This is a genomic window from Polyangium spumosum (assembly GCF_009649845.1).
GTDB lineage: Bacteria > Myxococcota_A > Polyangia > Polyangiales > Polyangiaceae > Polyangium > Polyangium spumosum.
This window is the reverse complement of record NZ_WJIE01000006.1, coordinates 682604-703937: the sequence shown is the minus strand read 5'-3', so window position 1 is coordinate 703937 and position 21334 is coordinate 682604. Positions and strand designations below refer to the sequence as shown.

General features: G+C 70.3%; 14 protein-coding genes. 4 read left to right on the top strand and 10 right to left on the bottom strand.

All coding sequences use genetic code 11. The features are described from left to right. Nucleotides 1–41 precede the first annotated feature (41 nt). On the top strand, nt 42–2288 hold the full coding sequence (locus tag GF068_RS23775) for a MopE-related protein (protein WP_153821708.1): 2247 nt from the start codon (nt 42–44) through the stop codon (nt 2286–2288). Between the two features lie 55 nt (nt 2289–2343). Here GF068_RS23775 and GF068_RS23770 read toward each other — a convergent pair whose 3' ends face one another. Continuing rightward, nucleotides 2344–2898 (bottom strand): protease complex subunit PrcB family protein, encoded by a 555-nt coding sequence (locus GF068_RS23770; RefSeq protein ID WP_170319633.1) that lies wholly within the window; start codon nt 2896–2898, stop codon nt 2344–2346. A 205-nt stretch (nt 2899–3103) separates the two neighbouring features. Between GF068_RS23770 and GF068_RS23765 the strand changes: the two genes are divergently transcribed. Continuing rightward, nucleotides 3104–5266 carry a hypothetical protein gene (locus GF068_RS23765; protein ID WP_153821706.1) on the top strand — a complete coding sequence of 721 codons (2163 nt, stop codon included), beginning with the start codon at nt 3104–3106 and terminating at the stop codon, nt 5264–5266. A gap of 12 nt (nt 5267–5278) precedes the next feature. On the opposite strand, the gene GF068_RS23760 is transcribed toward GF068_RS23765, so the two are convergent. The 5 genes from GF068_RS23760 to GF068_RS23740 form a co-directional block, all read right to left on the bottom strand. Continuing rightward, nucleotides 5279–6502 carry a cytochrome P450 gene (locus tag GF068_RS23760; RefSeq protein ID WP_153821705.1) on the bottom strand — a complete coding sequence of 408 codons (1224 nt, stop codon included), beginning with the start codon at nt 6500–6502 and terminating at the stop codon, nt 5279–5281. 45 nt (nt 6503–6547) lie between these two features. After that, nucleotides 6548–8584: an alpha-amylase family glycosyl hydrolase gene (locus GF068_RS23755; protein WP_170319632.1), complete on the bottom strand. Its 2037-nt coding sequence runs from the start codon at nt 8582–8584 to the stop codon at nt 6548–6550. 23 nt (nt 8585–8607) lie between these two features. Then, complete coding sequence (locus GF068_RS23750; protein ID WP_153821703.1) at nt 8608–10749, bottom strand: alpha-amylase family glycosyl hydrolase; 2142 nt, start codon at nt 10747–10749, stop codon at nt 8608–8610. Nucleotides 10750–10871: 122 nt separating this feature from the next. After that, a complete protein-coding gene (locus GF068_RS23745; protein ID WP_153821702.1) occupies nt 10872–15488 on the bottom strand; it encodes an AAA family ATPase in 4617 nt (1538 codons plus the stop codon). A 110-nt stretch (nt 15489–15598) separates the two neighbouring features. After that, nucleotides 15599–16105, bottom strand: a complete 507-nt coding sequence (locus GF068_RS23740) for a peptidylprolyl isomerase (RefSeq protein ID WP_153821701.1) — start codon at nt 16103–16105, stop codon at nt 15599–15601. A 66-nt stretch (nt 16106–16171) separates the two neighbouring features. Between GF068_RS23740 and GF068_RS23735 the strand changes: the two genes are divergently transcribed. Next, the gene (locus tag GF068_RS23735; protein ID WP_153821700.1) at nt 16172–17086 is read left to right on the top strand and encodes a radical SAM protein; all 915 of its coding nucleotides are present in this window, start codon (nt 16172–16174) and stop codon (nt 17084–17086) included. Here the strand turns inward: GF068_RS23735 and GF068_RS23730 are convergent. Beyond that, the gene (locus GF068_RS23730) at nt 17067–17384 is read right to left on the bottom strand and encodes a (2Fe-2S)-binding protein (RefSeq protein ID WP_153821699.1); all 318 of its coding nucleotides are present in this window, start codon (nt 17382–17384) and stop codon (nt 17067–17069) included. The genes GF068_RS23735 and GF068_RS23730 overlap by 20 nt on opposite strands. 58 nt (nt 17385–17442) lie before the next feature. Between GF068_RS23730 and GF068_RS46390 the strand changes: the two genes are divergently transcribed. Further along, the gene (locus GF068_RS46390) at nt 17443–17571 is read left to right on the top strand and encodes a hypothetical protein (RefSeq protein WP_275939213.1); all 129 of its coding nucleotides are present in this window, start codon (nt 17443–17445) and stop codon (nt 17569–17571) included. A 55-nt stretch (nt 17572–17626) separates the two neighbouring features. Here GF068_RS46390 and GF068_RS23725 read toward each other — a convergent pair whose 3' ends face one another. The 3 genes from GF068_RS23725 to GF068_RS23715 are packed head-to-tail and all read right to left on the bottom strand — an operon-like array spanning nt 17627 to nt 21300. Then, nucleotides 17627–19048: a GAF domain-containing protein gene (locus GF068_RS23725; RefSeq protein ID WP_153821698.1), complete on the bottom strand. Its 1422-nt coding sequence runs from the start codon at nt 19046–19048 to the stop codon at nt 17627–17629. A gap of 57 nt (nt 19049–19105) precedes the next feature. Next, entirely contained in the window at nt 19106–20188 is a 1083-nt protein-coding gene (locus GF068_RS23720; RefSeq protein WP_153821697.1) for an acyl-CoA reductase, read from the bottom strand. Further along, on the bottom strand, nt 20185–21300 hold the full coding sequence (locus GF068_RS23715) for a LuxE/PaaK family acyltransferase (RefSeq protein ID WP_338046539.1): 1116 nt from the start codon (nt 21298–21300) through the stop codon (nt 20185–20187). The genes GF068_RS23720 and GF068_RS23715 overlap by 4 nt, the downstream gene beginning before the upstream one ends. Nucleotides 21301–21334: the final 34 nt, after the last annotated feature.

Sequence of the window (21334 nt, the reverse complement as noted above, 5' to 3'; positions counted from 1 at the left end):
TTTTGGCTTCGGAGCCAGTTTCCATTCCGGAGGAGCGTTCCATGTTGCATCGGCGTCACCTTGCTTCGTTCACTTTTTCGTCCCTCGCGCTGCTCGTCGGCGCGGGCCTCGCGGGCTGCAGCGATGATCCGGCCCCGAACACCTCGACGAGCAGCTCGTCGTCGAGCGGCGTCGGCGGGATGGGCGGCACCGGCGGCGGGATGGGCGGCGTCGGCGGCGTCGGCGGCGCGGGCGGCCAGGGCGGACAGGGCGGCGGCGGCATGGGCGGTCAGGGCGGGACGGGCGGGATCATCTGCGAGCCGGTGCCCGAGGTCTGCGGCGACAACGTCGACAACGATTGCGACGGCACGATCGACAATGGCTGCTGCACGCCGGGCAGCACGCAGTCCTGCTACACCGGCCCCGCCGGCACGATGGGCGTCGGCGCCTGCATGGCGGGCATCGAGACCTGCAATCCCGACGGGCTGGGGTATGGCCCCTGCGTGGGCGAGGTCGTCCCCGGGGTCGAGACGTGCGGCATGACTGACATCGATTGTAATGGCGTGGTCGGCGACGGCGCGGGCTGCGTGTGCGCGCCGGGGACCTCGATGGCGTGTTACACGGGCCCGGCCGGCACGCAAAACCAGGGGATCTGCGTGGGCGGCACGGCGACGTGCGCGCCCGACGGCCTGTCGTACGGGCCGTGCGCGGGCCAGGTCTTGCCGCAGGCCGAGGTCTGCAACGCCCTCGACGACGATTGTGATGGATTCGCGGACGACGGCGCGGGCTGCGTGTGCACGCCGAACTCGACGCAGGCTTGTTACACGGGCCCGATGGGCTCGGCGGGCGTGGGCCTCTGCAAGATGGGCGTCGAGACCTGCGCGCCGAACGGCTCCGGGTTCGGCCCGTGCGTGGGCGAGGTCCTGCCGACGACGGAGAACTGCGCGACGGCCGGCGACGACGATTGTAATGGCCAGGCGCCTGCGTGCACGGGCGCGACGACGTGGGTGCGGACGTTCGGCAACAACCAGAGCCAGGTCCCGACGGCCGTGGCGACCGACGCCCAGGGCAATGGCGTCGTCGTCGGCAGGTTCACGGGGGCGATCACCCTGCCCGCGCCCATCGGCACGCTGAACAGCATGGGCGGCAATGACATCTTCGTCATCAAGTACAACCCGATGGGCACCGTCGTGTGGGCGAAGAAGTTCGGCGACTCTTCCGAGCAGCTCGTGACCAGCGTGGCCATCGACAGCGCGGGCGATGTCGTCATCGCGGGCGAGTTCCTCGGCACCGTCAATTTCGGCGGGACCGACCTCGCGAGCAACATGGGCTCGCGCGACATCTTCGTGGCGAAGCTCGCCGCCGCCACGGGCAATCACGTCTGGAGCATGGCGCTCGCCAACCAGTTCACGCAGGAGGAGGCGAGCGTCGCGGTCGACGCGGCCGATAACGTCTACGTCTCCGGTACGTTCTCGGGCAACCTGACGATCGGCGCGAACGTCCTCACGCCGAGCATGGGAGGCGGCCTCGAGGTGTTCGTCACGAAGATGGACAAGACGGGGCAGGCGCTCTGGGCCAAGGCGATCACCGGGGCGGGGACGCAATACGCCTACGACCTCGCGGTCTCGCCGTCGGGTGACATCGCGCTCGCCGGCGCGTTCCAGAACAACATCGATTTCGGCGGCGGCAAGACGCTCACGAGCGCCGGTGATTACGATAGCTTCGTCGCGAAGCTCGACGGGCTGGGCAACGCGGTCTTCGCGATCGGCGGCGGCGACGCGATGCAGCAGCGCGCGAACGGCGTGGCCATCGACAGCGCGGGCAACGTGATCGTGACGGGCGAGTTCCACGGCACGATCGATCTCGGCGGCGGGACGCTCTCGACCCCCGACATGGACCTGGAGGAGGACGCCTTCGTCGCGAAGTACAGCCCGTCGGGCTTCTACATGTGGGGCCGAGCGATGGGCGGCGTGAGCGCGCAGCGCGGCAAGGAGGTCGCAGTCGACGCGTTCAACAACGTGCTCGTCACCGGTCAATTCTGGGCGACCACCGATTTCGGCAAGGGCCCGATCTCGGCGAACGGCGAGCACGACATCTTCGTCGCGAAATACGATCCCGCCGGCGTCGCCGCCTGGACCAAGAAGTTCGGCGGCAACCTGACCGACATCGGCGAGGCCATCGCGGCGGACGGCTCGGCCAACGTGTGGCTCACGGGCAGCTACCGGAGCAACAACGTCCTCTTCGGCGACGGCAGCTTCACGGCGAACAGCGGCCTGGAGGACGTGGTCCTCATGAAGATGGCGCAGTGACGGCAATGTAACGGTCCGAGGGAGCTCGCTCCACGAGCTCCCTCGCCTCACCTCTTCACTCGCTCGGCGCCGCGCCCCCGATGCCGGGCATCGGATCCGACCCGCACTCCCGCACCTCCGAGACGTGGCTGAAGACCACGCGCCGCGTGGCCTCCGGCCGCGGGAAACGCACGAGCACGTACGGGTTCGTGAGCGCCTGCGTCACGAAACACGTGGCGCCCGGCTCGATGAGCCGCGTCTCGATCGTCAACGTGCGCCCGTCCGTCGAGCGGCCGATGTACGAGATGTCGGCCTCGTAGCCGCCGGTCGGCATCGTCCCCGCGGCGTAGAGGACCACCCATTCGCGCTGGAAATTCAGGTCCTCGGGCGGCGGGCTGCCGACGAAGGCCTGGTAGAGGCGCGCGTTCGTCAAGAGGGTCCGCAGCTCGCCGCGCGGCCTTCCGGAGGCCCGCGCCTCCAGATCCCTGAAAGGCAGGGCGATCTCGCCAGGGTTCGGCGCCCGCGGCGTACGTCCGACCCCCTCCCTGGCCGAGGCTTCACCGAGGGCCGTGCACGAAACGATCGCCACGAGAGCCCAGCCGAGCACGTTCTTCCGGGAAAACGTCTTCATGATTCCCCCGGGGCGAGGAGCCCGGCAAGACCCAGGCCGCTCGAGCTCGACCACGCATTCGGCTTTTCCAGGTCCAGGAACGTGGAATCGAGGCATTCCGAACTCGAGGTATCTCCGGGCGCGCGGGAGCGGCGGCGTGGTGGACGTGCCGCGGGGGGCGCGTTAGGCTCTGCCTGCTCGTCGCTCGTCGGGTCTGGAGGCTCGTATGACGATTTCTCGCCGCACCCTCGGCCCTCTGGCCGCGCTCGTGGGCTCTTGGCTCGGTTGTAGCAACCCCGGCGTCGTACCAAAAAACGAGGCCGCCCCCGCGCCCACGGAGACCGTGGAGGGCCCGGGCGCAAAACAGTCCTCCGAGGCCCAGGCGCCCCCGTCCTCGTGCGCGCACGGGCTCGAGGAGCGCGCCTCCGTCGACGTCGCCGGCGCCGCGGCCGCGTACTTCTACGAGGACCGGCCCTCGCTTGGCAAGATCGACGCGGGCGCGGGGTACGTCTACCTCGATCACGACACGCAGAAGGCGTTCGTCGCGCGGCTCGAATCCTCGGGCGCGGCGAGGAGCGTGCGCGAGATCGTGTTCCCCGACAAACACGAGCGCTCGCACGTCGTGGGGGCCTTCCGGGGGAGCGACGTCGTGGTGGCGTCGGTGGTGTATCACGCGCGAGAGGAGGCCGATATCGAGATCATGCGGCTCGGCGCGGAGGATCGCCCGGTCTTCTCGGCCCGCATCGACCCCTCGCCGCTGCTCGACGGGACGCCGGCGCTCGCCTGGGGCAAGGGCGAGATCGCCGTCGCCTGGACGCGGGGGCAGTATCCCATGCACACGTCGGTGCGGGTCGCGCTCGTCGACGAGAAGACCGGCAAGGTGAAGCGCACGTTCGAGCTCTCCACGGGCGAAGACCCCGGGGCGCCCTCGATCGTGTGGGACGGCGAGGCGTACTGGGTCGGCTGGCATTCTCGCGAGATCCGCGGCGCCATCGAATTACGTCGAATCGGTCCGGAGGGGCTCATGGGCGTGGGCGCGTCGCTGAAGGGCGGGCTCAATCCATTCCTCTTGCCCACGCCCGCGGGCCTCGCCGTCGCCTGGGATCAGGATCGCAAGATATGGTTCGCGATCATCGACGACACGGGCAACCCGAAGCTCGCGCCCCGGGTCGTCGCGACGCACCCCGACCCCATCGCCAGGCCACGCAAGCCCGTCCTCGCCTGGGACGGCGCGCGGTTCGCGGTGGCCTACGAGGCGCATTTCCACGCGTCCGTGCTCGTCGCCAGGGATCCCGAGGTGCGCGTCACGATCGTCGATCCGAGCGGCGCCGCCTCGCCGCCGATGGCGCTTCACGACGAGGACGCCGCGGGGGAAATGCCGGCCGTCCTCTGGACCGGGCAGGATTGGCTCGTCGTGTACAACCGGGATCGATTGCAGGAAGGAAAAACTGCGCAAATCGTGGCGACGCGCCTCGCTTGCCGGGAGGGGCCGGCGCCGATCGAGGTGCCCTCGGCGAGCCCCTGCGACGCCCGCGCGCGCCCCGCGCCCGAGGCATTACGGCTGGATCCACGCGCGGGCTCGGCGGCCGTCCTGCGAATCGAGGACGACGGATGGGCAGGGCTGTCATTGAAGAAGGACGAGGCGGTGTTCGTCCGCGTCGACAAGGAAGGACAAACCGCGGCGCGCGTGGTCCTGCCCGCGGCGGCGGGGCGGCGAGGACCGGCGCTCGCGCGTGTCCCCGGGGGGTTCGCGGCGGCGTGGGTCGACGAGAATGGCGCGGTCGAGGTCGCGCGGCTCGACGAGGCCGGCGCGCTGAAAACGACGACGCGCCTGCCCGGCGACCCGATGACGCGGAGGCCCGGGCTCGCCTTCACGAGCAAGGGCCTCGTGGTCGCCTATACGCGCGGGGGCGCGGTCGCGACGGCGCTGCTCGACGGCGCGGCGCGGATCGTCTCGCAGGCCGCGGCCGCGGTGCGATTGCCTTTCCAGCCCGGTGATTGCGCGCTCGGCCACGGCCCGCGGGGGCTCTTGCTCGCGTGCACGACCGGCGCGGAGACGAGCGAGACCAGCGTGATCCGCGTCGCGCGGCTCGACGAGGCGGGAAAACCGCTCGGCGCCGCGACGCTCGCGTCGGAGCCCCACGCATTGTTACGAAACCCGAGCGTCGTGGGCACGCCGGACGGCTTTCTGATCGCCGCGACCGGGCCCTTCGCGCGGGAGGTGATCACGATCGAGCTCGGTCCGAACGGCGAGGTGCGGCGGCCCGAGCGGAAGCACCTGTCGAGTTACGGTTATGGGGCGATCGGCGCCGCCGTGACCGGCGAGGAGGTCGCGGTCTTCGGGATCGACGGCGCCATCATCGCGGAGCGAAAGGTTTGTCCGGAATGATAGGCCTCGCCGTCAGCCGGAGGCGCTGACGCGGAGGGGCAGCCTGTCCATCGTGCGCATGATCGGGTGGTTCCCGTAGACCGGCTCGCCGGCGAGCTCGATCTTGGGATAACGCGCGAGGAGGTTCTGGAGCGCGATTTCGGCCTCCATGCGGGCGAGCGACGCGCCGAGGCAGAAATGGGGGCCGAGGCCGAACCAGTGGGTGCCCGTGTGCTGGCGACGGATGTCGTACACGTTCGCGTCGGGCAGATATTCCGGATCCCGGAACGCGGACATCAGGAAGAGGAAGACGGGCTTGCCGCGCTGGAACGCGACGTCCTCGTACTTGAAGGACTCGGTGGCGTAACGCGTGAACGGCATCCGGCCGAACATGTTGTACCGGAGGGTCTCGTCGAAGGCATTACGCGCCAGGCTGGGCTCGGCGCGCAGGAGCGCGAGCTGATCCGGGTGCTGGAGCAGGCTGAGGATGGTCTGGTTCGTCCCGTGGTACGTGGTGTCGGTGCCGCCGACGAGCAGCCCCGCGACGAGCGAGACGAGCTCGGGGTCGGAGAGCCGATCCTGCTCGTCACACGCATTGATGAGCTGGGTCATGAGGTCGTTTTCCATCGGCTTCGCTCGTCGCTCGGCGATGAGCTCGCGCACGATCGCCATGCCACGCGTCACGGGCGGCATGCACGCCGCGAAGCGCTCGGGGGGGAGCCCCGGGATGATCGTGGCAATGAGGCTCTCCGCGAAGGCGATGAACTCCGACACGTAGTCCCCGGGGATGTTGAGGATGCTGGCGATCACGCGCACGGGGTATTGCCGCGTGTACTCCGTGGAGATGTCGACCTCTCCCTCACGCGGGAACTTGTCGAGCAGCGCGTCGATGATCGCCGTGACCTTCGCTCGGTGCACCTCGACCGCGCGCGGGCTGAACGTGGGGTTCAAGAGCTTGCGCAGCCGCGCGTGCGACGCCGCGGGTACCATGAAGAGGTCATTTTCGCGCAACGCCGCAAAATCGGGGAAGGCGGCCTTCATCTCGGGCGGGAAGCCGGCGCCGAGCGTGGGATCGTGCCCCAGCTTCGGCTCCCTCATCAACGCAATGCAATCCTTGTAACGGAAGAAGACGGGCCCGCCTCCCTGCTCCCAGTAATAAACGGGAGCCTCCTCACGAAAGCGGGCGAGCGTGGGGTACGGATCCTTGGTGTAGGCAGGATCCATGGGATCGAAACGCAAAGGTGCGGGCGTCGTCATGGCGGCATTCATAGCACGCCCCGACGCGCCCGCCGCAGGGGGAAATCACTGCACGAGAATCATCGAGCTGCGCGGCGGGAGGTTCACGGTGGGACCACTCACGGTCTGCCCGGTGAGCAGGTTCGTGAGGTTGCCGCTCGGCAAATTTCCAACGGATCCTTGCGCGTCGCCGCGGTTGATCGCGACGTAGACCGTCTCGGTCGGGTGCACCATCTCGTAGGCCATCGTATCGGCCGAGGCCCAGAGCGACGAGCGCTTGCCGCGCCGGAGCGCGACGTGATCCTTGCGGATCTGGCCGAGCTTCTCGAGGTGCGTGCGGAGCAGGAGCTGGCCTGCCGAATACCCGCTCCATTGCATGAAGCGGCGGTTGTCCGGGTCCCCCGCGCCGGGCAGGCCGACCTCGTCGCCGTAATAAATGAGCGGGACGCCGCGCGTGGTCATGATGACGGTGAACCCGTTCGCCATTCGCTCGAAGGCGGCCTGCTCGGACGGCAATCCCGGCTGGTTTTGCCAGTTCATGTTCTTGCCGCCGTCCCAGGAGTCGCCCCACAGCGGGTTTTGCTGGGCCAGGTGAATCACGCGCGGCAGGTCGTGGTTGCCGATGAACGTGCTCATGATGCCGCTTCCATAGGCGTCGTCGTTGCCGTTCATGAAGCCCTCGAGGTCTTGCATGGTGCCCTGGCGCATGAGGACCTTCGAGCAGATCTCGGCGCGCAGCGGGAAATCGAACTGGCCGTCGAGCATGGTGCTCGGATTGACGTACTTCTTGATGAGCGCCTTGTCGCCCGTGTACGTCTCGCCGACCATGTAGAAATGCTTGCCCGTGACCGATTCGATCTCGGCCGTGACGCGCGAGCGGAGCTCGGTGAGCCACGACATGTGCATGTGCTTCAGCGCGTCGAGGCGGAAGCCGTCGACGCCCGTCTGCTGCCACCACCAGATCGCGTTGTCGATGTTGTACTTGCGCGCCGCCGCGACCTCGTAGTTGAAATCGGGCAGGTAGGGCGTGAACCAGCATTTCTCGGTGGTCGCGCCGTCCCAGGAGCAGCCCTCGCCGCAGACGCAGTTGTCGCCATTGCCGTTCGAGTTCGGCCAGAACCAGCCGGGGTTGTCCTTGTAGACCTGGGCCGAGTCGTGCGCGTGGTTCGCCGCGTAATCGATGAGCACCGTGATGCCCACGGCGTGCGCCTCGTCGACGAGCTCCTTGAGCTTCGCCATCGTGCCGAAGCGCTCCTCGGCCTTGTAGAAATCCTTGGGCCAGTAGCCGTGATACGCGCTGTAGTCGTGCCCGTCGTTGCCGAAGCCGGCGAGCTCGGTGTTGTCGACGGGGACGGTGAGCCAGAGGGAGTTCACGCCGAGCTTCGTGAAATACCCGTCCTTGATCCTGTTGATGACGCCCTGCCAGTCGCCGCCCTGGTAATTGGTCGCCTGCGGGACGTTCGGCACGGGCGCGCCGTTGTTCGTGCTGTCGCCGTCGAGGAAGCGGTCGACGAAGACGAAATAGAGGACCGCGTCGCGCCACGCCTCGACGGGGCTGTCCTCCGGGGGATCGTCGCACGTCCAGGGGTCACAGGTCGTCGGCGTGACGAGGCTGTTTTTTCCGCCAAACCCATCGTCGATGGTGTTCGGGTTGCCCGGGTCGTTGATCCAGTTGTTCCCGTCGATGACGTATTTGTACTGGACCGGCTGGTCGTAGGGGATCTCGACCGTGGCTTCCCATTGCCCGTTCACCTTGGTCATCGGGACGCCGACGTCCCAGCCGTCCGCCGCGAAATTGCCGCGCACGACCACGCTCGACTGGCCCATGTCAGCGAGGGTGAACACGTGATCGCAGCGCTTCAGGCTATCATCACACATCGGCGGACCCGGCGGCTCGCCGCCGCCCGCGCCGCCCTGGCCCGGTCCGCCCGCGCCGACGCCGGAGCCAGAGCCGCTGAGGAAGGGGGGGTTGTCCCCTGGATCGTAGCCGCCCAATCCATCGGGCGGCTGGTAGCTGTCGAGGTCGTCGCCCGAGCAGGACGCCGCGCCGAGCAGCGGCGCGACGAGCAGGCCCGAGAGGGCGAGCCAGGTGAACGTGTTCATCGGAGTTCTCATTCGGAGGCCCATCAGGGTGAGGGGTTCATGCAAGGGCTCCCCGCGCGCACGAGCACGCGGAAGGAGAGGGCTTCGAGCGGGACGGCGCCGCCGGCTTCGATCTCGATCGTCTCGCCGGAGAGGACGTCGACGTAGCTGCCGAGCGGCGCGGCGCCCGTCGGCACCGGGACGAGCGCCGTCTTGCGCGCGAAAAACACGAGCACCGGATCGTCGTCCCCCGCGTCGCGCAGATAAGCATATTCGTCCCTCGTCGCCACGATGGGCCTGCGCCTCCCCGCGCGGAGCGCAGGCGAGCAGCGGCGCAAATGGCCGAGCCGCCGGACGAGATCCCGCACCTCGATTTGCAGAGGCCCGAGGGCCGCGGGATCCGGCATCACGCGCCGCGAGTCCGGATCCCCCGCGCCCGCGAGCGCGACCTCGTCGCCATAATAAAGGACGGGCAGGCCGTGGAGGGTCAAGATGAAGGCGAGGGCCATTTTCGCCCGCGCATACACCGTGGGGTCGGTGGGCTGCGCGGGTTTGTCGTACCAGGGGTCGTTCGCGCCGTCGCCCGTGACCTCGGAGACGAAGCGCGAGGTGTCGTGGTTGTCGATCATGCGGCCGAGCACCGCGCCCGCGCCCTCGACGGCGGCGTCGGTCGATACGAGGACGTCCTCGAGCTCCGAGAGGCTGCCGCCGCCGTGGCCGAAGACCTCGCGGAGCTTCCACATGAGCGGGAAATCGAAGGCGCCCGAGAGGGTGTGCGGGCCGAGGAAATACCGGATGCTCTCGATGCCCGCGGCCCCGGGGCCCGTGAAGACCTCGCCGATCGAGAAGAGCGCGTCCTTGCCCGCGGCGAGGCGACCGAATGCGTGGGTGATCCGCCGCGTGGCCCCGCGCGGCATCATGGGGACGGCGTCGATACGCACGCCGTCCGCGTCGAACTCCTTCATCCAATGGACGGCGTCGTCGACCTGCGCGCGCATCGCGTCGGGGTGCTCGAATCGCACGTCGGGCATGTACGAGGTAAACCAGCAGGTGGAGAGCTTCTCGCCCCAGCCGCAGCCGGGCGAGCCGCAGACGCATTTGTCGAGGCCATCGTTGAACCAGCCCTCGTTCCGGCGCGCGAGGTACCGCTCATTGCGCTCGTAGACGTGGTTCGGCACGAGGTCGAAGATCACACGAATCCCGTGCCTGTGCGCCTCGTCGACCATGGCGCGCAAGGCGTCCTCGCCCCCGAGCCGCGGCTCGACCCCGCGTGATTCGAGGGGCCAGTATCCGTGATATCCCTCGTACGGCCTGCCGTCGCCGCGGCCCTCGCGGACCTCGATCGGATTCGTGTAGACGGGCGAAATCCAGAGCGCCGTGACGCCGAGCTCGTCGAAGGTGCCGCGCTCGATCTCGGCGCGAACGCCGTCGAGCGTGCCACCCGCGCGCGAGCCCGATTTGTCGGGAGGAAGCGGCGCGAGCGGCGCGCCTCCGTCACCCCGGAATCGGTCGATCATCAGGTGGTAAAGGAGCCCCTCGTGCCACGAGGCCTGCGCCGGATCGACCCACGCGACGGCCATCCGCGGGCTCGCCTCGGCCCCGGATTCGTCGGCGCCGCGCAAGGTGAAGGTGTGCTTGCCGCGGCCGAGCCCCCGCGCGACGAAGGTGAATCGCCCATCCGAAGCCTGGGCGCTCCAGGGCAATACCTCGCCGCCGCCGCGGTGCTCGGCGCGCAGCGACGCGGGGTCGAGCGCGGATCCCTCGGGCGCCGCCAGAAAGACCCCGCTCACCGTGACCTCGTCGCCGGAGACCTCGACCGCGTCGACGCGGATCTCGGGCGCGCCGCAGCTCTCGACGATCGCGAGCGAGACCTCCTCCTCGCCCTTCCACGTGGTGAGCGGATTGAGCCGATCGAGCGACCGTTCGCCGTCGCGAACGACGCGGTAGCCGTACTCCCCGGGAGAAAGATTCAATGGGAGCAGAAACCAGCCATCGTCGCGCGGCTCGAGGGGCTTCGGCTCGGCCCAGTCGTCCCAGCTCCCCTCGACGCGTATGTCGCCTCCCGCGCCTGGCTCGGCCCAGATCACGGTCGCGCAATCGCGCCGCGGAATTTCGGGCCCGCCGCAACCAGCGGAGGCGAGCCCGAGCGCACACATCCATGCGTGAAGGAAGAACGTCGTTCGCATGGTTCCTCGTTATGCATTACCACACCGGACGGCCGTTCGTCATGCGCGGATCGGGCAAAGACGCTCGGGTACCGGGAACGGATCGGCTGACGCCGGTAAGGGACTTCGGTTTCGATTACATTCTACCGTCTCGATCGGCCGAGCGCATAGGCGATCCCCGCCTGGAGCGTGCTCCGCGTCGGGACCTTCGCGCCGAAGTCGAGGTCGAGCTTCACGAGCGCCTGCGCGACGTCGCCCCGGATACCGGTGATCACGACCTCGGCGCCGAGCAATTCGACGGCGCGGACCGTGTCGAGCAGGCGGCTCGCCACGTGGCTGTCGACGACGCGTACGCCGGTGATGTCGATGATGAGGGCGCGCAGGGCGCGTTTGCTCGCGCCTTCGAGCGCCACGCGCAGGAGATCCTCGGCGCGCGCGGAGTCCACCGTGCCGACGAGCGGGATCACCATGACGTCGTCCGTGATCGGCACGAGCGGCGCGGAGAGCTCGGCGAGGCGCGCGCGCTGCATTTCGATCATCGCCTGCTCGAACGAGGCGCGCTCCGCCTCGGCCTTGGCCCGGCGAAAGAGCTCCGCCTGCAGGCCGTCGTTCGCCCGGGCGAGCTCGTCCGTCCGGCGCCGGACGTCGGCGAGGAGGAGCGCATTTTCGAGGGCGATCGCGGCCTGCGACGCGAGCAGCGAGAGGAGCTCGACCCGGTCCTCCGAGAATGCGTCCTCGACGAGGCTATTTTCGAGATAAAGGACGCCCGAGAGGGCGTCGCGGTGGACGAGCGGCAATCCGAGGAAGGACCGCGGGGCGAAACGGACGAGGTGCGGATCGGCCTCGAACGACGTGCCGGCCGCGCCGCGGCCGACGACGACCGGCGAGCGCGTGCGCGCGCAATATTGCACGACGCTCGCCGCGACGCCGCCGGCCTCGGCGAGCGGGCGCATGTCCGAGACCTCCGCGCCGTCGACAGTCAAGGTGGCCCCGACGAACAGCTCTCGGCGTCGCGAGAGGACGAGCGCGGCGCGGTCGGCGCCCGCGACCTCGAGCACCGTGCGGAGGAGGCGCACGAGCAGTCGATCGAGGTCGATTTCACCCGCAATGGCCTGCGCCGCGCGCACGATGGCCACCGCGTCGAGCGACCCATGGCCACGCGAGGGACGCTCGGCGAGGCGCCGAGGTCCGTCGTCGGGCGAAGGCCCCGCCTCCTCGGCCGATTTCGAGCCGAAGAGGTCGGGATGTTTCGCTTCGAGGTCCCGCACCTTCGCCGCGGCGCCCCAGCGAAGATACGCGCGTCTCGCCGCTTCGAGGTAAGGCCGCGCCTGCTCGCTCCTGCCCCGGCCGGCATAATAATGCGCCGCGCGCTCGCAGGCGAGCCCCTCGTGGTGGACGAACCCGTTTTTCCGGGCCGATTCGATCGCCTCGTCGAAGAGCTCGCGGGCCTCGCCGTGGCGCCCCGCGGCCGCCGCGACCTCGGCGGCGACGAAACGATGGAGCGCGAGGTAGTTGTCCGGAAAAAGCCCGGCCCAGGCTTCGAGCTTCGCCCGGTGCGGCGCGAGGCGCTCGTGGAGGCGGGCGCGCTCGGCCTCGTCCGCGCCGGAGAGTCTCATCGAATACGCGAGCGCGACGACGAAGGTGGAGAAGGCCTCGAGGTAGAGCCACGTCCCCCCGGCGATCTGCGCCTCGGCGCGCTCGGCAGAGCAAAACGCGCCGTCGAGGTCGCCGTGGAGCAGGCAGAGCTGCGTCCGGAGGGCGTGGTGCATACACGCCGCATATCCGAATTTCGCCTCGACCTCGTCGACGAACGCGTCGTCGAAATCGACGTCGTCGAGAGAGGTCGGCCCCGGGGTGCGGCTCCTCAGGGCGTCGAGCATGCGGCCGAGGGTGCCGAGCAGGTGCGACGTCATGGGATCACGCACCTCCGGGAGGATCCCCGTGGCTTTCTCCCACGCCGCGCGCACGGAGGAGAGCGGCTCACCCGCCCAGTACCGGAGCGAGATGTCGAGGTGGAGCGAATACGAGGCGTACGAGACGTCGCCCGATTCGAGGCTATGGGCGAGGGCGCGCTCGACGAACGGGAGCGCGCTCCGGATGGGCACGAAATGCGGGGCGAACGCGCCGAGGGTCCAGGACGTCTTTCCGCGAAGCGCGGGGCTCCGGACGCGATCTTCGAGCCGCACCGCGAGTTCGAAGATCGCCCGGGCGGTCGTGGCATCGCCGAGGATCATGGCCAGCAGGACGGCATACCCCGTGTACGCGAAGGCCGCGACGTCGGCGTGGCCGTGCTCGACGCAGGCGGCGACGAGCCGCACGATGACCACGTGATGCAGCGACCGATCGGCGATGTACGTGACGGAGACGATCCCGGTGAGCAGGTCGAGCTGCAGGGCGACGACGGGATCCTGGATCCGCAGGGAGGAGGCGAGCTCGTCGGGGCAGCGGCCGCCGACGAGGCGGGTGATGTCGGCGAGCGCCGCGGGGAGCGACGCGGCCTCCGCTCCTTTGTCCGGTAAAACGACGCCGAGCTCGGACAAACCTTCGCGGCCGGCGGCGATGGCCTCCGCGTACAGGCCACGCGAGGCCTGGAGGGCGAGCCTTTTCCCGTGCACGCCCGCGCGCTCGAGGGGCGTCTGCGCATGGGAGAGCGCGGAGGCGAGAAACACCTCGGCGCGCTCGACGTGTCCCTCGACGTGCGCGCACTCGGCCCGCGAGGAGAAAAACGCGAGGGCGAATGCAGGGTCGGCCGCGAACGCGGAGGCGGAGAGGAGGGCCGCGGCGGCGTCGTGAAATTCGACGGCGGTGTGGAACGCGGCCCGCGCTCGCGCCCTCTGGCCCGCCGAGAAGAGCAGGCGCGCGATGGCGATTCGCTCGCCCTCGTCGTCGAGCAGGGACGCGCCTCCGCGGAAATGGTGGGCGACCTCGAAGAGCCGCTCGTCCGAGGCATCTTCTTCGCCTCGCAAGGCTCGGCCGATCGCGAGGTGCACGCGCGCCCGCTCGTCCCCTTCGAGGAGCAAACGCGCCGCCTCGCGCACCTTTTCGTGCACGAAATGGTACGTGCCGCTCCCCGGGACGATCATCCCCTCGTCGATCGCCTCGGCGAGCTCTCTGGAGAGCTCATCCGCGGGCGCGCCGAGGACCTCGCGCAGTTTGTCGGCGTCGAATACCTGGCCGAGGAGGGCCGCGGCGGCGAGGGCGCGGCGCGCCCCGGGCGAGAGCTTGCCGAGCCGATCGGCCACGAAGAGGGCGGCGTCGTCGGGAATGGGCAGGTCGAGGATACGCCGTTCGTCCCAGCGAACGGCGTTCGTCCGGGCCTCTCGCTCGACGAGGCCCTCGGAGAAGAGGGCGTCGAGCACGTGCAAGACGAGGAAGGGATTGCCGCGCGATTTGCGATGCAAGAGGCGCGCGAGCTCCGCGACCTCGCCTTCGGGCGCGGAGAGCACGTCGGCGACGATACGACCGACGTGCTCCACGGCGAGCGGGCCGAGCACGATACGCTTCGCCGAAATGCCACGCTCCGAGAGAGATTCGAGGGAGGCGCCGAGCGGCCGAGCGGGCGCGATCTCCTCCTCGTGCGCCGCGCCGAGGACGAGCAGGCGCGAGAGCTCCTCTTCGGCGAGGAGCTCGCCGAGCATGGAGAGCGCCTCGGGGTCGAGGCGGTCGATATCATCGAAGAAGAGCGCGACGAGGGGAAAAGACGCGCAAAATACGGAGAGGAACGCGCACAAGGCGCGCCCCACGCGGCGGCGCGCTTCGGCGAGGCCGAGTTCGGGGATCGGGGGCTGGGGGCCGAGGACCGTGGCGACGTCGGGCGCGAGGTCCGAGAGGAGCGCGCCGTGACCGTCGAGGGCTTCGAGGAGGCGCGCGCGAAGGGCGGCGAGGCGGTCCTCCGGCTCGGTGAGGGCGCGGCGCGCGAGGGCCGTGAGGACCTCCGCGATCGGCGCGCGGGGCGCGGCGCCGTCCCGAGGTTTTGCCATGACAAACAGGCCCCCCTCGTGGGTGATCTGCTCGCGCGCCTCGCCGATCAGCGTGGATTTGCCCGCGCCGGCGGGGCCGAGGACGAGGACGAGCTCGACGGCGCCGGCTCTCGCGCTCTCGGCATATCGAGCGAGGGCCCGGGCCTCGCCCTCGCGGCCGAAGGTTTTACCCCAGATACGCCGATCGTCGGGGCCGTCGCCCGCGCCGAGGGGAAAGGGCGCGGCCTCGGGGCCTTCGCGCAAGAATCGTTCGAGGTCCTGCGCGAGGGCGCGGCCGGTCTGGTATCGATCCGCGGGCGCCTTGGCGAGGAGCTTCTGCACGATATCGGAGAGCACGCGCGGGACGGCCGGGGCGCGCTCGTGCACGGGCACGGGCGCGCGCGCGAGGTGGGCGTGGGCGAGCTCGAGGGGATCGGCGGAGACGAAGGGCGGCGCCCCCGTGAGCATTTCGTGAAAAATGGCGCCGAGCGAATACAGATCCGCGCGCCCGTCGAAGCCGCGGCTCGCCCGCCTCGCGCGCTCGGGGGCGGCGTACGAGAGCGAGGCTTCGCGGGAAACACGCTGCACCTCCGCGAGGAAGGCGTCGCCCGACGCGGGCTCCACGAGGATCACGGACGGCGAGAGATCGCCGTGGACCCGGCCCGCGCGGTGGAGCTCGTCGAGCGAGAGGGCGAGCGCGAGCGCGAGGCGCGCGGCTTCCTCGTGGTTTGTCATGCCAGACGCGAGCAGGGCCGCGAGGGTCTTTTGCCCGCGCTCGTCCCCCGGACCGAGGTGGCTCATGCCGAATCGTGCCTCCGTTGCCTCTCGCGTCGGAGGTGCCCCTCGGTGTTCCACGCCTGCATGCCTCGAACATATCAGGTTCGAGGCCTCCCAAGCGCCGAGGGGACGGTCTACTCGGTGCGCTGGATGATGTGAAAGCCGTACGCGGTCTCGACGACCTCGCTGATCTCTTTGACCTGGAGCTCGAAGGCGGCGTCCGAGAAGGCCTTGACCATGGCGCCGCGCTCGAACGCGCCGAGATCGCCGCCGCGCTCGGCGGCCCCGGGCTCGTCGGAGCACTCGCCGACGACCGACTCCCACGCCGCGCCGGAGCGCAAGGCGCGCAGGCAGTCCTGCGCCTTCTTCTTCGCCTCGTCGCGCGTGCGGTTGACGTCCTCGGGGCGCTGCTGCGAGCGCTGGTGCATGACGAGGATGTGGCGCGCGCCGATGCGGGTCGGCAGGCGCGCGATCCGCTGCCGCTCGCGCTCCTCGATGGCCTCGCGCTCGGCCGCCCGCTGAGGGCCGAGCGTCTCGAGCCCGCCCCCCGTCCAGTCCGGCCCCGACGCGAGCGAGGTGCACGCAGGACAGACGAAGGCGAGCGCGAGGAGAACGGAAACGCGGCCAGCGAGGGCTGCCATGGGGCGGGAACGTGGACCAGGGGCCGCGGGCGCGCAAGGGCCAAGCGTTGGCAGTAGGATGAAGTCGTGCCGCTGCTCGACGTGGTCCTCGGCTACGACTGCAACCTCGCGTGTACCTACTGCACGATCAGCGAGGTGATGCGGCGACGCGCGCTCACGACGCCAGAGGTGGCGCGCGAGATCGATCGTGCCGCGTCGAGCGGCTTTCGCGACGTGGCGTTCACGGGCGGCGAACCGACGATCCGAAGCGACCTGCCCGCCCTCGTGCGGTACGCGAAGAAGCGCGGGTTCGAGCACGTGAAGGTCGCGTCGAACGGCCTCCGGTACGCGCACCTGCCGTACCTGGAGCTGCTCGTCGCGGCGGGCGTCGATCAGTTCCACGTGTCGATGCACGCGAAGGACGACGCGGCGTACGAGGCGACGGTGCAACGTGAAGGCACGGCGATCCTGCGGCAAAAGGCGATCGAGAACCTCGTCGCGCGTGGGCTCGATCCGATCGCGGATCTCATCCTGAAGGAGGACACGTACCGGGAGGTGCGCGCCTGGGTCGAAGCGCTGCACGCGCAGGGGATCCGGCAATTCCGGCTGTGGCTCGTGTCGCTCACGGACAACAACCGCGCGAACGTGCATCAGCTCCCGCGCCTCACGGACGTGGCAGCGAAGGCACGCGAGGCGTTCGAGGCCGCGCGACGAGGTGGCTACGAGGTGCACGCGCTCCACGTCCCGCGTTGCTTCGTGCCGGGGTACGAGGATCACGTCAGGCATCCGGGCGCGGACCGCGTGCGGGTGGTGACGCCGGACGAGGTGTTCGATCTGAAAAACTCGCGCCTGACGGGAGGCGTGAAGCCCGCGGGCTGCGAGGGCTGCCGGTTCTTCGATACATGCCCGGGCCTGCGGCCCGACTACGTGGAGCGATACGGCGAAGGCGAGGTACGCGCCGTGCCCGCGCGTGACGAAGAGCTCAACCCTTCGAGCCCGTAGGGCCGTACCCCTCGCCCTCGCGAGGACCACCGCCGGGCAGATCGAGGTCGTCGAGGCCCGCGAGGACGGAGAGCGAGACGGGGTGGTAAGGCGGCCGCGGCGTGATGGGCTTGTCGACGTCGCCGCCGCGCTCGTGGACGAGGCGCGCGCAGAGCGCGAGGCACCACTTGCCCTGGCACCAGCCAGTGCCGAAGCCGGTGTACCGCTTGACCGACTCGATGTCGCGGTAGCCGCGCTCGAAGGCGGCTTCGAGCTCGTGCAACGTCACGTCCTCACAGCGGCAAACCAGGGTTTTCATGCACGAACCTCTCGCGGGACTGTAGCGCCCCCCCGGGGGGATCGGCTATACGGGGGGCATGCCTCAGAAACCGCAGGTTCGTGCCAAAGAGAAGGTTCGCCAGACGCGCAGGCTCGCCCGCTGGCGCGCAAAGAAGGCCGCCGAAGCGCAGGCGCAGCAGGCCCCCGCGCCGAAGCCGGCCTCGTGAAGCCGACGTCCGTGCCGTGAGCCCACGCGCTCACGGCATCGGACGGACGTGCTCGTCACTCCACCTCGACGCCGTCCGCTTCGGCCTCGTTCGTGTCGGACACATCCGGCGCGTGCTTGCCCTTCTTCCGCTCGGCCCGGATCGAAGCCATCTCCGCGCGCGAAGGGTTGATCACGAGGAAGCCGTGATCGGCGTCGAGCAGCGCCACGTCGCCGGGCGACGCCCACTGAAAGAGCCCCTCGACCTGCGTGATCGACGGCACGCCGAGCAGCCGCAAGAGCACGGGCGTGCGCGGATCCGAGGCGCGCTCGCTGAGCACGACGCCCACGGGATGCGTACGCGCCGAGACGACGAGGTCGAAGACGGTGAGCCGGTCGCCGATGAGCACGGCCTTCGTCGGCAGCTCGGCGCGCGCGTCGGGCGTCGCGAGCATGACGAGCGCGTCGCAGAGGTCTTCCATGTCCCGCGCGCGCTCCTGCATGAAGGGATCACCGACGATCCCGTTCGCCGCGCGCACACCCTCGCGCGCGACGAGGCCGAGCGCCTGCGCGACGCCGTGGCCCTCGGCGACGAGCTCGAAGGCGCGCTGACGGAGGCGCAGGTCGCCGATCATGAGCTCGTACGTGGAGAGGAACGCGGCCTCGCGCGCGAGCCCGAGCGTACGCGCGCGGCCGACGAGCGACGAGAGCGCCTTCTCGGCCGAAGCCCAGGCCGTGCGCAGGAGCTTCGTGTCCTCGGCCGTGGCCTTGCGCTGCGGTGAGGTGGCCGGGCGTCGCAAGGCCGCGACAGCGCCGAGCGATCGACCCGAGACGAGCGGCACGCCGGGCAGCGTGACCTTGCGCGTGCCACCACCCGTGCGCCGGAGCTTCTTGTCGCGTAGCTCGCGCAGCACCTCGGCGTGACGGATCGCCGAGGCGATCGGCGCGGTGAGCGCGACGAGGAGGCGGACGTCGCTCGGACGGTAGGCCTTGTCGCCCGCGCGCTGCACGACGATCGCGCCGAGCACGCGGTCATGGCCGAGGATGGGGACGGCGAGGAAGACGGGGTAACGATCCTCGTCGATGCCGGGGAACGCGCGCCAGCGCTGATCGCCGGGGGCCTTCACGACCGAGACGGGCCGCCGGGTCGCGACGGCCGTGCCGGTGAGGCCCTCGCCGACGGACATGCGCACGTTGCCACGCGCGCCGACGGGGAAGCCGACGTTGCCGCGCAGGACGAGCGCGTCGCCCTCACCTTCGAGCAGGTAGAGCGAGACGATCTCGCCCTGCACGATGGCGGCGATGCGCTTGGGCGCCTCGTCGAGGAGGACCGAGAGCGGCATCGGTTTGGCCACAAACGAAACGAAGTCGAGCACGCGGTCGAGGCGAGCCTCGCGGCGCACCGGGTTCGTCGACTCCGGCGGCGGGGGCAAAGAGGAGCCCACCGGCACCGCGGTGGTGTCGTGGTGGAGCGCTTCGTCAGGAGCACGCGACGCCATTCGGGCCGTACCATATCAGGCAGTACGGCCTTGGAAAGCGGTCGTGGGAGGAGCCTCTCAAGCGCGGGACGGGCGCAAGTCGACGGGCCCATCGAGAGGAGGGCGCTGCATCGCACCGAGCGGCGAGCGGCGCGCAAAGGGTGCGCGTTCGAGGACGGCACGCGCGAGGATTTCGTCGTCATCGTCGAGGCCGACAGCCGTCAAGTACGTGACCCACGGGTCGAGGAGGCGCGGCACGTCCTCGGGCGCGAGCGCGACGACGTGAACGACACGTGCAGCCGGCGGGAGGACGAGCGCGCGTGGATCCGGGTCGAGGCCGACGGCGTGCGAGGGGCCCGCGAGGAAGAGGCCGACGGCTTCCATGGAGGCGCCATACATCGTGATCTCCGCGGCGAGCGCGGGATCGAGGGGGCCACGAGGGACGCTGGCGTCGGCCGACGAGAGCACCTGGTCGAGCACGTCGACGAACGCCTCGGCGCGCCGCTGCCCGCCCGCGACGAGGACGACGCGCGGGGACAAACACCCGCGCTGATCGAAGGGCACGACGTCACGCGTAATCGCCTCGGCGGCCTCGGGCAGAGAGGCGCCCGCGCCGACGATGGCGATCCCGAAGCCGGTGCCGTGTCCGCGGACGAGGACGCCCGCGGGCAAACCCCGCGCGATGGTCGCGATCGTGGCGTCGGCGCCGTACACGTGGAGCTCGTCGCCCGGCGAGGGCGCGAGCGTGCTCGTGAGGGTGACGTGGTTCGTCGCAGCGAACGACTCGTCCTCGGAGAGCGCGCGGACGAGCAGCTCGGCCACCACGGGATCGCGGCGCGAGGGGCGCACGACGACGTCGCTGGAGGTCGCGACGGCGAGCGCGAGCGCGCGGAGCGGCGCCGTGCACACGTTGGCCGAGAGGACGACGTGGCAACGAGGCGCGACGCCCGTGCGCGCGAGGAGCGCGTCGATCTCGGCGTCGGTCGGAGACGTCTCGAGGTGCGCGCCGAGCGCGAGCTCGACGCCCTTCGGGTGGAGCCCGGTCGTCTCGGGCAAACGCGCGCGCGCCTCGACGCCGAGAGGATCACGCGGATCCTCGACCCGCCTGCCCGCGGCGATCACGCGAAGGACACGCGCCCTCGCCTCGGCGCCGTCGCTCATGACGATCCACGCGCGAGGACGTCGTCGATCGCGAGCGAGCACCCGCGCGGCGTGGCCCCCGGGGCGCGGCCGAAGAGCTCGACGCCCTCGGCCGTCACGCGCCCGAGGTCCGAGGTCTGGATCGCCACGGACGCGTCGACGTTGGCGAGGTCGACGAACCGCAGGATGCCCGTCTCGCCCGGCGGGAGCGGCGCGAGGGTCGCGGCGTCGACGGCCGTCACGCGCATCCAGGGCGGCGACACGTACACGCCGTGCCGCGCCGGCGCGCGCACGCCGAGCGCAGCCGCGAGCGTGCCCTCGTAGAGCTGGCTGGAGAGCTCGGTCATGCCGTACTCGCCCACGACGTGCGCCTCGGGGAGGCCAAACGTGGCGGCGATCGCGCGCCGGAGCTCGGCCGGCTCGACCTCGCGCGATCGACCCTTGAAGCCGCCGGTCTGCATCACGCGGCTGCCCGGCGGGAGCGTCAAATCCCGCGCCCCCGCGCCGTCGAGCAGGTGCACGAAGGCGAACGACGCGCCGAGCACGAGCATGCTCCGCCCCCGCGCACGCGCCTCGGCCGCGGCGCGTGAGAGGCCCTCGATGTCGAGCTCGCCGCCGCGCACGTGAAAGCTCGCGGGGCCTCCGAGCTCGCGGGCGAACCGATCGAGCATGAAGCCGAGCGAGGAGTCGGAGACCTCCTCGACGGACGGCGCGAGCACGAGCACGCCGAGGTCTTCCTGATCGGGCCAGAGCATCCGCTCGCCCCAGCGAAGCGCGACGAGCTCGTACGTCGCCGTGGTGCGGAACGGATGCTCCCCGCGCGCCTCCCTGCCCTGCGACGTGCCGCTCGTCCGGAACACGAGCGTGTCCTCCTCGGGTGGGTGCACGGCGATACGCGCGAGCCGGAAGACGTCACACGGCAGCGCGGGGATCACGGAGGCGTCACGCGCGCTCGCGAGGTCGAGCCCGCGCGCGCGGACGAGGCGACCGAGGGCGGGCACGTGCGCGGCCTGGAAACGCGCGAGCGCGAGCGCGAGGTCGTCGAAGGGCTCTGTCTCCGCGCCGGAGAGGGTCCCCAGGACGAACGCACGCACGCGCTCATGCAGCGCTTCGCTCGTAGGCCGCACCGTCACGCGGCGATTCCTAGCAGGAGCGAGGCAGGGTCGC